The following is a 12,468-nucleotide window of genomic DNA, read 5'->3' on the forward strand; positions in this document are numbered from 1 at the left end:
CTTCGTCGGATGGTTTTTCGGCCGGTTCCGCGACAAGGCGACTGTATCAACGATTTAACAGTCTTTTTCTGTTCCGGGTTGCACAATGTCGCTTTCGCCCGACTATAAATATTTGGAACTTTTGCCAAAGGCCCAAGATCAATAGACGGTGCCTGAAAAGAAGGACAGTGTCGGTTTCAGGACGGGACTTGCGGTTTGGTCCTTGCCAGTGAATCCGATGACAAGATTATTCGCGCAGCCGGGTCATGCCGAGCTGCGCTTTTCGTGCGTGCCAAATCAGAGCCCGCAGGAAACTTGCTTGGAGGGGGAGAACTTTTGCGAAAAGCCCGAGTCTATGTTTGCAAGTCTGGTCGTTTAGTTATGCAAGCCTCCTCCGAGCTTATCGAGGAGTGTTCATGCTAACCCAGGAAGAGGATCAGCAGCTCGTCGAGCGCGTTCAACGCGGCGACAAGCGAGCTTTCGATCTGCTAGTGCTGAAATACCAGCACAAAATTCTCGGGTTGATCGTGCGTTTCGTGCACGACACCCATGAAGCCCAGGATGTGGCACAGGAAGCCTTTATCAAGGCCTACCGCGCACTTGGAAACTTTCGCGGAGACAGCGCGTTTTATACGTGGCTTTACCGCATCGCCATCAACACGGCGAAGAATTATCTGGTTTCACGCGGCCGTCGGCCGCCGGATAGCGATGTCAGTTCCGAAGATGCAGAGTTCTACGATGGCGATCATGGCCTCAAGGATCTCGAGTCGCCAGAGCGTGCATTGCTGCGGGATGAGATCGAAGGCACCGTCCATCGAACCATCCAGCAACTGCCAGAAGATTTGCGTACGGCGTTAACTTTACGTGAATTCGATGGTCTGAGTTACGAGGACATTGCGGCGGTCATGCAATGTCCGGTGGGTACCGTGCGCTCCCGGATTTTCCGCGCTCGGGAGGCCATCGATAAAGCCCTGCAGCCGTTGTTGCAGGAAAACTGAGACAGCGGCGATAGCCAAGAGAGGAACGCCATGAGTCGTGAAGCCCTGCAGGAATCGCTGTCCGCAGTGATGGATAACGAAGCGGACGAACTGGAATTGCGTCGGGTATTGAATGCCTTTGACGATGTTGAAACCCGTGAAACATGGGCTCGTTATCAGATCGCTCGGGCAGTTATGCACAAGGATCTGCTGCTTCCACGTCTGGACATCGCCGCGGCAGTTTCTGCTGCTTTGGCCGACGAAGCCGTACCGGCAAAAGCCTCCCGTGGTCCATGGCGCAGCCTGGGTCGTCTGGCTGTCGCTGCTTCGGTGACCGTTGCCGTGTTGGCAGGTGTACGCCTGTACAACCAGGACGAGATCGCGGGTGTCGAACTTGCTCAGCAATCCACTCAACCGGGTCTGGCCGTTCCTCAGGTCAAGGGTCCAGCTGTATTGGCAGGCTACAATGAGAGTTCGGAAGCCACTGGCCCTATGGCCAACGGCGTATTGCAAGGTCAACCAGGCTGGCACGATCAGCGTCTGCCAGGCTACTTGCGCCAACATGCTCAACAGGCTGCACTGAAAGGTACTGAGAGCGCTCTGCCTTACGCTCGTGCAGCAAGCCTGGAAAACCGTTAAGGAGGATCATGCGCGCCATACCTCTACTTTCGCTTCTGCTCGGTGGCTGGTTCATTGTTCCAGCCCACGCCGATGAAGCCCAGGACTGGTTGACCCGTCTTGGTCAGGCCGAGCAACAGCAAAGCTTTAACGGCACTTTCGTTTACGAGCGTAACGGTAGTTTTTCTACCCATAACATCTGGCACCGTGTCCAGGATGGCAAGGTCCGCGAGCGGTTACTCCAGCTCGACGGTTCAGCACAGGAAGTCGTGCGCATTGATGGACATACTCAATGCGTCAGCGGCACCCTGATAGCAGGGCTCGGAGATTCACCCAACTCTGCTGCTCGTGCACTCGATCCACAAAAACTGAAGAATTGGTATGAGCTTGCCGTCATTGGCAAGTCGCGTGTGGCTGGCCGTGCGGCAGTGATTGTTTCACTGAAGCCACGTGATCAGCATCGCTACGGCTTTGAGCTTCACCTTGACAAGGAAACCGGCTTGCCGCTGAAGTCATTGCTGCTTAATGACAAAGGGCAGTTGCTGGAACGCTTCCAGTTCACCCAGTTGAATACTGCCAGCGTGCCGTCGGACAGCGACTTGCAAGCAGGCGACGATTGCAAGGCTGTTAACCTCGACAGAGACAAGGCTTCCGCCGTCAAGGCTACCCAGGTCTGGCATTCGGACTGGCTTCCACCCGGTTTCGAGTTGACCAGCAGCAGCGCCCGCAAGGATCCGGAGACCAAAACCCAAGTCAATAGTCTGATGTTCGACGATGGTCTGGCGCGTTTCTCGGTATTCCTTGAGCCGTTGAACGGTGCCACCGTCACCGACACCCGCACCCAGTTAGGCCCAACCGTTGCTGTTTCTCGACGCTTGACGACCCCTCAAGGCGAGATGATGGTGACCGTGGTCGGTGAGATTCCGATAGGTACTGCTGAACGGATTGCGCTGTCCATGCGCTCCGATGCCACTGCAACCAAGTAGTGAGCTGATTATCGAAATGTTTGGTGAGCATTTCAATTTGCAAAAAAACCTGAATTTTTCTATAGGTCAGAGCCTCACGGCTCTGGCCTTGTTTTGTTGTTCCCGGAACAAAAATACCGGCGTATCTTTCCCGGTGTTCCTTGCTCCATATCGCTTAACCATGCTCGTCGTAACGGGAGCCGTATGTCGATACCACGTTTGAAGTCTTATCTTTCCATTTTTGCCACCGTGCTGGTGCTCGGTCAGGTGGTCACTGCGCAAGCAGTCGAATTGCCTGACTTCACCCAACTGGTCGAGCAGGCCTCGCCCGCGGTGGTGAACATCAGTACCACGCAAAAGCTGCCGGACCGCAGTGTGTCCAGTCAGATGCCCGACCTTGAAGGCTTGCCGCCAGCGCTGCGCGAGTTCTTCGAGCGGGGCATGCCGCAGCAGCCACGCTCGCCTCGCGGTGATCGCCAGCGTGAAGCGCAATCCCTGGGCTCGGGCTTTATCATCTCGCCAGACGGCTACATCCTGACCAACAACCACGTGATCGCCGATGCCGACGAAATTCTCGTTCGTCTCTCCGATCGCAGTGAATTGAAAGCCAAGCTGGTTGGCACCGATCCACGCTCCGACGTGGCGTTGCTGAAAATCGAAGGCAAGGATCTGCCAGTCCTGAAACTGGGTAAATCCCAGGACCTGAAGGCCGGCCAGTGGGTCGTAGCGATCGGCTCGCCGTTCGGCTTCGATCATACCGTGACCCAAGGCATCGTCAGCGCTGTCGGTCGTAGCCTGCCGAATGAGAACTATGTGCCGTTCATTCAGACCGACGTGCCCATCAATCCGGGTAACTCAGGTGGTCCGCTGTTCAACCTGGCCGGTGAAGTGGTTGGGATCAATTCGCAGATTTACACCCGTTCCGGCGGCTTCATGGGCGTGTCGTTCGCGATCCCTATCGATGTGGCCATGGACGTTTCCAATCAGCTGAAAAGTGGCGGCAAAGTCAGCCGTGGCTGGTTGGGTGTGGTGATCCAGGAAGTGAACAAGGATCTGGCCGAGTCGTTCGGTCTTGAGAAGCCGGCCGGTGCGCTGGTGGCCCAGATCCAGGAAGATGGCCCGGCTGCCAAGGGTGATCTGCAAGTCGGCGACGTGATCCTGAGCATGAACGGTCAGCCGATCGTCATGTCTGCCGATCTTCCGCACCTGGTGGGCGCACTGAAAGAAGGCGAGAAGGCCAAACTTGAAGTGATTCGCGACGGCAAGCGCAAGAATGTCGAGCTGACGGTTGGCGCGATCCCCGACGAAGGTAAAGAGCTGGACTCGAAACTCAAGTCCGGCGTTGAAACCAACAGCAATCGTCTGGGCGTTGCCGTCGTCGATCTGACCGCTGAGCAGAAGAAGACCTACGACCTCAAAGGTGGGGTGGTGATCAAGGAAGTTCAGGACGGACCTGCATCGCTCATCGGCTTGAAGCCAAATGATGTGATCACTCACCTGAACAACCAGGCAATCAACGACAGCAAGGAGTTCGCTGAAATCGCCAAGGCGCTGCCGAAGAATCGTTCGGTGTCCATGCGGGTTCTGCGTCAAGGTCGTGCCAGCTTCATCACCTTCAAACTGGCTGAATAAACCGGTTGTCGGCTGAATGAAAAACCGCCTCGAAAGAGGCGGTTTTTTTGTGTCTGCGTTTTATGTTTCTGGAAGCGGGTCAGCCCATCATGTCCTTGACCATGCGCTCCTGCTCCATCAACTCACGTTGCCGAGCGTCGATGCGCGACGACAGCGGGAAGTTGGTGCCGGCCTTGCGCTTGGCGAAGTCCAGTTGCTGAATGGCTTGGCGATAGTCGCCCACGAGGGCGAAGTACTCCGCGCGAGCCTGATGCAGACCGATGATATTGCCTGACAGGCCGCGCGTCTCGGCCACCTGATACCACACGTCCGGATCGTCCGGGCGCGACTTGAGCAACCCTTCGAGCGCCTTCTCGGCATCTGCCGCGCGGTTTTGTTTGAGCAGCAGATCGACACGCACCTGGTTCAACGGATAGTTGCCAGGGTACTGCGTCAGCATCCGGTCAACCCGTGTTTGAGCATCGGGCAGACGATTATTGGTAATGTCCAGATCGACCTGCGCCAGGTTGTAGATGATTTCGTTCGGTGATTTGGCCAGCAGCAGCTTGAGGTTCTCGCGAGCTTCGTTCAACTGGCCGCCCTTGATCTGGGCGATCGCCAGGCCATAACGAGCGACGTCGTTTTTCGGGTTCTCATCGAGTTGCGCGCGGAAGCGCTTGGCGCCCAGGCCTGGGGTTTCTTCGTAAACCAGCTGAACGCGCGCACGAATCAGCTGATACCGCATGGTGTCTTCGACGCCGCCTGGCTTGGCCTGTTCGGCGCGGTTGCGGGTGTCGGCGATCCGCGATTCGGTCACCGGGTGAGTCAGCAGGAATTCTGGCGGTTTGGCGTCGAAGCGGTATTGGCGCATCAACCGTTCGAACATGGTCGGCATCGAACGCGGGTCGTAACCGGCTTTTTCCAGGTTAAGGATGCCGATGCGATCGGCTTCCTGTTCGTTCTGGCGGGAGAAACGTCGTTGTTCCTGAATAGCCGCCGCCTGAGTGCCCGCAATCGCCGCGATCCCGGCGTCGCCGGCACCGGCGGCCGCAATGACGATACCGGCCAGCAGGGCAGCCATCATCGGCACTTGCATGCGCTGTTGGGCTTCGACACCACGGGCAAAGTGGCGTTGCGACAAGTGAGCCAATTCGTGCGCCAGTACCGAAGCGTACTCGCCCTCGGTCTGCGCATTGAGGAACAGACCGCCGTTGACCCCGACAATCCCGCCCGGCGCCGCAAAGGCGTTGAGCTGCGGGCTGTTGATCAGGATGAACTCCAGGCGCCGGTCATTGACCTGGCTGGTTTCCACCAGGCGGTAGACGCTGGATTCGACGTAATCCTTGAGCTGCGGATCGTTGAGCTGCGAGACCTGACTGCGCAACAGTGCCAGCCACGCACGGCCCAGCTGGTATTCCTGTTGCGGCGAGACAATGGCAGAACTGGCGTCGCCGAGTGACGGCAGGTCGTCGGCGAAGCCCGGTGAGGCGAGCAGGCAAGCGAGCGTCAGCAGGGTAGGGCGCAAAAAAGTCATGCACAAAGCCTTAGTCGACAAAGACCTTACTGTAGCCGGACACTTGGCTTGGGACCAGATATTCTAGGCAACTCCACCACCTGACCCGGAGCGATGTAATGACCGACGCTGTAGCCCATGACGCTGAACTGGACGCCAGTGGCCTGAATTGCCCTTTGCCATTGCTCAAGGCCAAGCTGGAGCTCAATCGACTGGCCAGTGGCGCGGTGCTCAAGGTCATCGCCACCGATGCGGGCTCCCAGCGCGACTTTCGCACCTTTGCCCGCTTGGCCGGTCATACGCTGCTTCGTGAAGAAGATGAGGCGGGTGTTTACCGCTACTGGTTGAAAAAAGCCTGAAACCTGCTGCGTTCATTTCTAAGGATTTTTGATGTTCAAGGTGTTACGCGATTGGATTCAGCGCTACTTCTCCGATGAAGAAGCCGTGGTGCTGGCGGTGCTGCTGTTTCTGGCCTTTACCGCCGTGATCACGTTGGGCGGCATGCTTGCGCCAGTGCTGGCCGGGATGGTGCTGGCGTATCTGATGCAAGGCCTGGTCGTCACCCTCGAACGCCTGCGCATGCCCGGTGGGGTAGCGGTGGGGCTGGTCTTCGCCTTGTTCATGGGCGTTTTGCTGGTGTTCATCATTGTCGTGGTGCCGTTGCTCTGGCATCAGCTGATCACGCTGTTCAATGAACTACCCGGCATGCTCGCCAAGTGGCAATCGCTGCTGTTGCTGCTGCCCGAACGCTATCCGCATCTGGTATCGGACGAGCAGGTGCTGCAGGCCATCGAAGTGGCGCGGGGCGAGATCGGCAAGTTCGGTCAGTGGGCGCTGACGTTCTCGCTGTCGAGCCTGCCGTTGCTGGTGAACATCATGATCTATCTGGTGCTGGTGCCGATCCTGGTGTTCTTCTTCCTCAAGGATCGGGAAATGATTGGCCAGTGGGTGCGCGGCTACCTGCCGCGTGAGCGGGCGCTGATTACCCGGGTTGCCCACGAGATGAACCGGCAGATTGCCAACTACATTCGCGGCAAAGTCATCGAGATTTTCATCTGCGGTGGTGTGACCTACATCGGTTTCGTCGTGCTGGGGCTCAACTACGCGGCGCTGCTGGCACTGTTGGTGGGCGTGTCGGTGGTGGTGCCTTACGTCGGCGCGGTAGTCGTGACGGTGCCGGTACTGCTGATTGCGTTGTTCCAGTGGGGCTGGAGCGATCAGTTCATCTATTTGATGGCGGTTTACGGAATCATCCAGGTGCTGGATGGCAACGTGCTGGTGCCGCTGTTGTTTTCGGAAGCGGTCAACCTGCACCCGGTTGCAATCATCTGCGCGGTGCTGTTGTTTGGCGGGTTGTGGGGCTTTTGGGGAGTGTTCTTTGCGATTCCGCTGGCGACGCTGTTCAAGGCGGTGCTGGATGCCTGGCCGCGCAAGGAACCGGTGGTGGCGCCGTTGCTTTGACTGACAGTCTTGAGGGCCTCTTCGCGGGCGAGCCTCGCTCCTACAGGTTTTGCGTCAATCGCTCGATTTGGCGCGCATAATTTGTAGGAGCGAGGCTTGCCCGCGAAGGCGTCAGAACGGGCGCCAGATAAATCAGGCCTTGTTCAATGCCTGAGCCGCCGCCAAAACAGCATCCACATGCCCCGGCACCTTCACGCCGCGCCATTCCTGACGCAGCACACCGTCCTTATCAATCAGGAACGTGCTGCGATCAACGCCCATGTATTCCTTGCCATACAGCTTCTTCAGCTTGATCACATCAAACAACTGGCACAGCGCTTCTTCCTTGTCGCTGATCAGCTCGAAGGTGAACGCTTGCTTGGCCTTGAAGTTCTCGTGGGATTTCAAGCTGTCACGCGACACGCCGAAAACTTCGGTGTTTGCTGCTTTAAAGGCATCAAGCTGATCGCGAAAGCCCTGGCCCTGAGTGGTGCAGCCTGGCGTACTGTCTTTCGGATAGAAGTAGATCACCACTTGCTTGCCTTTAAGGCCCGCGAGGCTGACGGTCTGTCCATTGGTGGCGGGTGCTTCGAAGTCGGCAACCGGTTGGTCGATGGCAACGGCCATGAAAGCTTCCTTACATTGGGTTTTGTGGGCGCCACGGTTCGATCAGTGCGTCCAGGTTCAGCGCGTCGGCGAAATCCAGGAACTGATCACGCAACCAGCTGATCTGCACGCCGGCCGGCAAAGTCACGGTAAACGTGGCGTTGAGCATGGTGCCGCCGGTTTGCGGCGCCTGATACGTGTCGCAGGTCAGGTTTTCCAGCTCGACGTTGTGGTCCATGAAGAATTGGCACAGCTCGTTGATGATGTCCGAACGATAGGCCGAACTGACATAAGCGACGTAGGGCAAAGCCTGAGGACGATTCTCCAGGGCCGCGCTGCGCACCACGTTAACGGTGAATGCGTGCTTCTTGGCGAGGCCCGACAGGCTGCCTTCAAGGCGCGCCAGGGCGTCCCAGCTGCCGGAGATTTCGAGGATCAACGCGCTGCACTCGCCGTGACGGGTCAGGCGAGACGTGACCACGGCGCAGCGGTTTTCATGGCTGGCGCGGCACAGGACGTTAGTCAGCTCCATGGGGTTGGCGCCGAGGGCACTGATGACAAGGAATTGTTCGCGAACTGTGGGGGTGGACATGCAGCATTCCTAAAGCGATGAGCGGTCGATACTTTTACGGGCTTTTACTACCGGGGGCGAGCCTGCGGATGCGAATTCAGAAAACCCGGGCCGAAGGTTGCAACGTGCTCCATCAAGGCAGGAGCGAGGGGTGGCAACGCTGGATCGGGGCTTGTGATGCCGAAAATGGAGGCTGAAACCCGGCGTACGAGCTTGTCAGTACCGATCAAAGTCTGAAGGGTAGCGAAAAGCAGCGCCAAGGGGAATGGCAGCAGCGCAGTACTTTGCTTGTACAAGCATCTTGGCGCCAGTACCATTACCGCTCTCTTTTTCCGGCAGGAGCGGTTGCATGATTGCGGGCAGTATGGTGGCACTGGTCACACCCATGGATGCACAAGGTCGTCTCGACTGGGACAGCCTGAGCAAACTGGTGGACTTTCACCTGCAGAACGGCACCCACGCGATCGTGGCCGTCGGCACTACAGGTGAATCGGCCACCCTTGACGTGAACGAGCACATCGAAGTGATTCGTTACGTGGTGAAGCAGGTGGCAGGGCGCATTCCGGTGATCGCCGGTACCGGCGCCAACTCGACGCGCGAAGCCATCGAGCTGACCACCAATGCGAAGACCGCCGGCGCCGATGCTTGCCTGTTGGTTACGCCGTACTACAACAAGCCGACCCAGGAAGGCTTGTACCAGCACTTCAAGGCCATCGCCGAAGCCGTCGACATCCCGCAGATCCTGTACAACGTGCCGGGCCGTACCGCCTGCGACATGCTGACCGAAACCGTGATCCGCCTGTCGACCGTGAAAAACATCATCGGCATCAAGGAAGCCACGGGCGACCTGGCTCGGGCCAAAGCCATCATCGACGGCGTCAGCAAAGACTTCGTGGTGCTTTCCGGTGACGACGCCACCGCAGTCGAGCTGATCCTGCTCGGCGGCAAAGGCAACATCTCGGTCACCGCCAACGTCGCCCCGCGCGACATGAGCGACCTGTGCAACGCTGCCCTGAAAGGCGACGCCGTCACGGCCCGCGCGATTCACGAAAAGCTGATGCCGCTCAATAAAACCCTGTTTATCGAATCCAACCCTATCCCCGTGAAATGGGCGCTGCATGAAATGGGCTTGATGCCGGACGGTATCCGTCTGCCGCTCACCTGGCTCAGCGCTGCCTGTCACGAACCGCTGCGGCAGGCCATGCGCCAGTCCGGCGTACTGGTTTAATTGAGGAAGCACTACGCATGAAGCGATTGGCCGGACTTTCCGCACTTGCCTTGATTATCTCCAGCACCAGTGGCTGTGGATGGGTCTGGGGCCCGGAAGGTTATTTCCGTGACCGTGGTAGCGATTACCTGGAAGCGCAACAGACTGCACCCATGCAATTGCCTACGGACGTCAGCACCGCCAAGCGTCTGGATCCGCTGCTGCCGATCCCGCGCAACGTGGCTGATGACACCGCCAAAGGCGAATACATCGTGCCGCGTCCGCAGCCACTGTCGGCCTCGGCTGACGCCAGTGCCTACTCGCTGCAGAAGAGCGGTGATTCGCGTTCGATCCTGGCCCAGAATCCACCCGCCGAAGCCTGGCCAGTGGCGGTACAGTTCTTCCAGGACAACGGTTTCCGTCTGGACGAACAAAAGCCGCAAACCGGCGAATTCACCACCACCTGGCAGCGTTCCGACGAACTGTCGGCCGCGATGGCCAAGCGCCTGAGCGCCGCCGGCGTCAGCACCGACAGCGAAACCCGCGTTCGAGTGCGTATCGAGCCGGGCGTTCAGCGCAACACCAGCGAAATCTACGTGGTCAGCGCCGAGCGTCCTGCCGGCAGCACCGCCGACGTGGCCTTCACCAACCGTTCGGTCAACACTGGCCTGGACGCGGCACTGGTCGACGACATGCTCGCGAGCATGAGCCGCATCTCGGAGAAGGGCGGTTCGGTCTCCATGCTGGCCTCCCGTGATTTCGATACGCCAAATCGCGTCAGCCTGAGCGAAGACGGCAGCGGCAACCCGGTTCTGAACGTCGGTCCTGACCTGGACCGCGCCTGGTCGAGTGTTGGTCGCGCGCTGGAACAGGGCGAATGGCGTGTTGAAGACATCAACCGCAGCCTGGGTCTGTACTACATCAACCTCTCCGAAAAAGCCGAGAAGAAAGACGACAAGCCTGGCTTCTTCAGCGGCCTGTTCGGCAGCGCGCCGAGCAAGGAAGAAGTTGAAGCCCGTGCCGAGCGTTATCAGGTTCGTCTGAGCAAGGTTGGCGAGAACGTCCAGGTCACCGTCGAGAAAAACATCAACACCGTGGCGCCGGCAGAAGTGGCGCGCAAAGTGTTGAGCGTGATTCAGGACAACCTGGGCTGATCACATGCGTTTTGCCGTTCTCGGCAGCGGTAGCCAAGGGAACGGCACGCTGATAGCCAGCGCTGACACGTATGTGCTGGTGGATTGTGGTTTCTCCCTGCGGGAAACCGAAAAACGCCTGCTGCGCCTGGGTGTTAACCCGGCGCAGTTGAGCGCGATACTCGTGACCCACGAACATGCCGACCACGTGCATGGCGTGGGTTTGCTGTCTCGGCGCTACAATCTGCCTGTCTACCTCAGTCGCGGGACCCTGCGCGGGATGCGCAAACCGATTGAACCGGCTGGCCTTCTGGCCGGCGGCGAGCAACTGCAGATCGGCGCACTGAGCATCGGCGTCATTGCCGTGGCCCACGATGCACAGGAACCGACGCAGTACGTCTTCAGCGACGGTGAGCGGCGCTTCGGCCTGCTGACCGACCTGGGTTCGTATTGCAACAAGGTGCTGGACGGCTATCGGGACCTCGATGCGTTGATGATCGAGTCCAACCATTGCCGTGACATGCTGGCTCGCGGTCACTACCCGTACTTCCTGAAGCAGCGGGTGGGCGGTGAACTGGGACATTTGAACAACCACCAGGCGGCATTCCTGGTGTCTGAGTTGGGCTGGCAAGGCCTGCAACACCTGGTCCTGGCCCATCTGAGCAGCAAGAACAACCTGCCGCAGCTGGCCCGGCAATGTTTTGTCGACACCCTCGGGTGCGACCCGGACTGGCTGCAACTGGCCGATCAAGATTCAGGGCTCGACTGGCGACACATCGCCTAGCCCACCTACTTAGCAAGCGGAGCCCATCATGGAAAAACTTGAAGAACTCTACCGCGGCAAAGCCAAATCGGTTTTCAAGACCGACGACGCTGACCGCTTGATCCTGCTGTTTCGCAACGACACCTCGGCGTTCGACGGCAAGCGCATCGAGCAGCTCGACCGCAAAGGCATGGTGAACAACAAGTTCAACGCCTTCATCATGCAGAAACTCGAAGCCGCCGGCGTGCCGACCCAGTTCGACAAACTGCTGGGCGACAACGAATGCCTGGTGAAGAAGCTCGACATGATCCCGGTCGAGTGCGTCGTGCGTAACTACGCCGCCGGCAGCCTGGTCAAGCGCCTGGGCGTCGAAGAAGGCATGAAGCTCAACCCTTACACCTTCGAACTGTTCCTGAAGGACGACGCCAAGGGCGACCCGTTCATCAACGAATCCCACGTTGTGGCCTTCGGTTGGGGCACCGCCGAGCAACTGGTTCGCATGAAAGAACTGTCGCTCAAGGTCAACGAAGTCCTGAGCAAACTGTTCGACGATGCCGGCCTGCTGCTGGTCGACTTCAAACTGGAATTCGGCGTGTTCTCCGACGGCTCCATCGTCCTGGGCGACGAATTCAGTCCAGACGGCTGCCGCCTGTGGGACAAGGCCACCGGCAAGAAAATGGACAAAGACCGCTTCCGTCAGGGCCTCGGTGACGTCATCGAAGCCTACGAGGAAGTCGCCAATCGTCTGGGCGTACCGCTTTAACCGACGCAAGCATCTGATAGCACGGAAAAATTTCGCTTAGGGGGTTCGCTTCCGGCGAAAGTGTTGTTATGATGCGCGCCGTTGGAGAGATGCCAGAGTGGCCGAATGGGACGGATTCGAAATCCGTTGTACCTTCACCGGTACCTAGGGTTCGAATCCCTATCTCTCCGCCATTACATAGAAAAAGCCCCGTAGCTGAAAAGTTACGGGGCTTTTTCGTTTCTGGCGTTTTGGTTTTTGTCTCGGCCAGCGATCAGAGCCACGCCGATTGATCTGGAATACAAGGCGCATCCCGCTCATTAGCTATCATGCAATAAAGAGC

13 protein-coding genes and 1 tRNA gene are annotated in these 12,468 nt (G+C 58.4%); 11 read left to right on the forward strand and 3 right to left on the reverse strand.

The annotated features are described in order from the left end of the window. Positions 1 to 395 precede the first annotated feature (395 nt). From rpoE to ACIQV9_RS05420, 4 genes are all read left to right on the forward strand, one after another. A complete protein-coding gene (gene rpoE / locus ACIQV9_RS05405) occupies positions 396 to 977 on the forward strand; it encodes an RNA polymerase sigma factor RpoE (protein WP_007944079.1) in 582 nt (193 codons plus the stop codon). A gap of 30 nt (positions 978 to 1,007) precedes the next feature. Beyond that, positions 1,008 to 1,595 carry a sigma-E factor negative regulatory protein gene (locus tag ACIQV9_RS05410; protein ID WP_403098970.1) on the forward strand — a complete coding sequence of 196 codons (588 nt, stop codon included), beginning with the start codon at positions 1,008 to 1,010 and terminating at the stop codon, positions 1,593 to 1,595. 8 nt (positions 1,596 to 1,603) lie between these two features. Next, entirely contained in the window at positions 1,604 to 2,560 is a 957-nt protein-coding gene (locus ACIQV9_RS05415; RefSeq protein WP_403098973.1) for a MucB/RseB C-terminal domain-containing protein, read from the forward strand. Between the two features lie 183 nt (positions 2,561 to 2,743). Then, positions 2,744 to 4,171 carry a DegQ family serine endoprotease gene (locus ACIQV9_RS05420; protein ID WP_403098976.1) on the forward strand — a complete coding sequence of 476 codons (1,428 nt, stop codon included), beginning with the start codon at positions 2,744 to 2,746 and terminating at the stop codon, positions 4,169 to 4,171. Positions 4,172 to 4,250: 79 nt separating this feature from the next. Here the strand turns inward: ACIQV9_RS05420 and ACIQV9_RS05425 are convergent, their stop codons facing one another. Continuing rightward, entirely contained in the window at positions 4,251 to 5,684 is a 1,434-nt protein-coding gene (locus ACIQV9_RS05425) for a M48 family metalloprotease (RefSeq protein WP_403098978.1), read from the reverse strand. 98 nt (positions 5,685 to 5,782) lie between these two features. Between ACIQV9_RS05425 and ACIQV9_RS05430 the strand changes: the two genes are divergently transcribed. Both ACIQV9_RS05430 and ACIQV9_RS05435 read left to right on the forward strand, forming a co-directional pair. Then, complete coding sequence (locus tag ACIQV9_RS05430; protein WP_020300476.1) at positions 5,783 to 6,022, forward strand: sulfurtransferase TusA family protein; 240 nt, start codon at positions 5,783 to 5,785, stop codon at positions 6,020 to 6,022. A 31-nt stretch (positions 6,023 to 6,053) separates the two neighbouring features. Then, entirely contained in the window at positions 6,054 to 7,124 is a 1,071-nt protein-coding gene (locus ACIQV9_RS05435) for an AI-2E family transporter (RefSeq protein ID WP_403098981.1), read from the forward strand. Between the two features lie 132 nt (positions 7,125 to 7,256). Here ACIQV9_RS05435 and ACIQV9_RS05440 read toward each other — a convergent pair whose 3' ends face one another. Together ACIQV9_RS05440 and ACIQV9_RS05445 are read right to left on the reverse strand one after the other, a co-directional pair. Then, positions 7,257 to 7,730 carry a peroxiredoxin gene (locus ACIQV9_RS05440; protein WP_010462257.1) on the reverse strand — a complete coding sequence of 158 codons (474 nt, stop codon included), beginning with the start codon at positions 7,728 to 7,730 and terminating at the stop codon, positions 7,257 to 7,259. Positions 7,731 to 7,740: 10 nt separating this feature from the next. After that, complete coding sequence (locus ACIQV9_RS05445; RefSeq protein WP_109628402.1) at positions 7,741 to 8,301, reverse strand: glycine cleavage system protein R; 561 nt, start codon at positions 8,299 to 8,301, stop codon at positions 7,741 to 7,743. 328 nt (positions 8,302 to 8,629) lie between these two features. On the opposite strand from ACIQV9_RS05445, the gene dapA reads away from it, so the two are divergent. The 5 genes from dapA to ACIQV9_RS05470 all read left to right on the forward strand — a co-directional run bounded on the left by dapA (position 8,630) and on the right by ACIQV9_RS05470 (position 12,319). Then, on the forward strand, positions 8,630 to 9,508 hold the full coding sequence (gene dapA, locus ACIQV9_RS05450; RefSeq protein ID WP_403098986.1) for a 4-hydroxy-tetrahydrodipicolinate synthase: 879 nt from the start codon (positions 8,630 to 8,632) through the stop codon (positions 9,506 to 9,508). A gap of 17 nt (positions 9,509 to 9,525) precedes the next feature. Then, the gene (gene bamC / locus ACIQV9_RS05455) at positions 9,526 to 10,641 is read left to right on the forward strand and encodes an outer membrane protein assembly factor BamC (RefSeq protein WP_403098988.1); all 1,116 of its coding nucleotides are present in this window, start codon (positions 9,526 to 9,528) and stop codon (positions 10,639 to 10,641) included. A 4-nt stretch (positions 10,642 to 10,645) separates the two neighbouring features. After that, positions 10,646 to 11,404 carry an MBL fold metallo-hydrolase gene (locus tag ACIQV9_RS05460; protein ID WP_008153089.1) on the forward strand — a complete coding sequence of 253 codons (759 nt, stop codon included), beginning with the start codon at positions 10,646 to 10,648 and terminating at the stop codon, positions 11,402 to 11,404. Between the two features lie 28 nt (positions 11,405 to 11,432). Continuing rightward, entirely contained in the window at positions 11,433 to 12,146 is a 714-nt protein-coding gene (gene purC, locus ACIQV9_RS05465; protein ID WP_403098991.1) for a phosphoribosylaminoimidazolesuccinocarboxamide synthase, read from the forward strand. A gap of 83 nt (positions 12,147 to 12,229) precedes the next feature. Beyond that, a tRNA-Ser gene (locus tag ACIQV9_RS05470) sits at positions 12,230 to 12,319 on the forward strand. Positions 12,320 to 12,468 lie beyond the last annotated feature (149 nt).

Source organism: Pseudomonas sp. NPDC099000, from assembly GCF_044759925.1.
Lineage (GTDB): Bacteria > Pseudomonadota > Gammaproteobacteria > Pseudomonadales > Pseudomonadaceae > Aquipseudomonas.